Annotated in this window: 2 protein-coding genes; both read right to left on the reverse strand. The window is 65.9% G+C overall.

The genetic code is table 11. The features are described from left to right. Positions 1-72: 72 nt before the first annotated feature. On the reverse strand, positions 73-885 hold the full coding sequence (gene istB / locus AC3ERS_RS36540; protein ID WP_431972727.1) for an IS21-like element helper ATPase IstB: 813 nt from the start codon (positions 883-885) through the stop codon (positions 73-75). After that, the coding region (locus tag AC3ERS_RS36545; protein ID WP_431972728.1) for a Mu transposase domain-containing protein at positions 885-1,619 on the reverse strand (735 nt) is incomplete at its 5' end. The genes AC3ERS_RS36545 and istB, both read right to left, overlap by 1 nt.

Below are 1,619 nucleotides of genomic sequence, written 5' to 3' on the forward strand. Positions count from 1 at the left end.
TGTCAACGGAACGCCAATGGTGATCACTTTCCGGAATCTGAATTTTGACCCCCTGGTTGGTGGGTTGGTGGTTCATCCTTTAGTGGTGCCGGCGGTGGGGACGCGGCCGAGGTCGCGGTCTTTGAGCCGGTAGCTGTCGCCTTTGAGGGCGATGACTTCGGCGTGGTGGACGAGGCGGTCGATCATGGCTGCGGCGACGACGTCGTCGCCGAAGACTTCGCCCCAGCGGCCGAAGACCTTGTTGCTGGTCACGATCAGCGACGCTCGTTCGTAGCGGGATGAGACGAGTTGGAAGAAGAGGTTGGCGGCTTCGTTCTCGAAGGGGATGTAGCCGACTTCGTCGACCACGAGTAGTGGGTAGCGGCTGAGCTTGGTCAGCTCGGCCTGTAACCGGCCGACGTGATGGGCCTCGGCGAGGCGGGCGACCCATTCGGCGGCGGTGGCGAACGCGACCCGGTGCCCGGCCTGGCAGGCGCGGATCGCCAACCCGATCGCCAGATGTGTTTTGCCGGTTCCGGGCGGGCCGAGGAAAACGACGTTCTCTCGGGCGGTGACGAAGTCCAGTGTCCCGAGGTGGGCGATGACGTCGCGTTTGAGTCCACGGGCGTGACCGAAGTCGAATTCTTCCAGCGATTTGCGGGCCGGAAACCGCGCGGAGCGGATGCGGCCCTCGCCGCCGTGGCTTTCGCGGGCGGAGACTTCCCGTTGCAGGCAGGCGACGAGGAACTCCTCATGGCTCCAGTTCTCGGCGCGGGCTCGTTCGGCCAGTCGATGCACCGATTCCCGCAGGGTCGGTGCCTTCAACGCCCGGGTCAGGAAAGAGATCTCGGCGGTCAGATCCCGTGCGGTGGTCGATGTCTTGGCGGCTGTTCTGGTGGCGGTCATCAGGCCACCCCGCCTTCGATGTCGACACCGAGCGCGGTGTCGTAGTCGGTCAGGCGCCGCTGCTCGACCTCGGGTTCGGGCGCTGGCCGCAGGTTGCCGACCCTTCTGCGGCGCAGCACTTTCGCTGCTTCGATGTGTTCGGGGTCGGAGATCGATTGATGCCAGGCCCAGATCCGTTCGTGATCGGCGACAACGCGCCCACCCGAGTGCACCCGAACCCGTTCGAGGTCGGCGACGATCTCGACGCAGCGGCCGATCACGGCAGGGTGCACCGAGTAGTCGTTGGAGTCCAAGCGAATGTAGTGATCACGCGCCAGGCGCGCCGATCCCCGCCATCCGGTCTCGGGCGCCACCGGCGGCAGCGTGAGCATCGCCTGGCGGTCGGCGGTGATCCGATCACACGGCGCGCAGCCCAACGCCCGCCGTGTCCGGGTGTTCACCAATGCCAGCCATTGACTCAACTGAGTGTTGAAATCGTTGGGCCCGGTGAACGTCCGGCCGGGCAGGAAGGATCGCTCCAGATAGTCGTGCGCCCGCTCGATCACACCCTTGGCTTCCGGGTCGGCGGGACGGCAGATGACAACCTTGGCGCCCAAAGTTCCTCGAAACGCCTGACACTCGGCAGTGAGCTCGTTGCGGCCACCACGCCACCGGCCGATCGCGCCTTCACCGTCCCACACCAGTACCCGCGGCACCGCACCCAACCGGTCGATCAGCATCCACCAGCCGGCGAA

This window comes from Nocardia sp. bgisy134 (assembly GCF_057708325.1).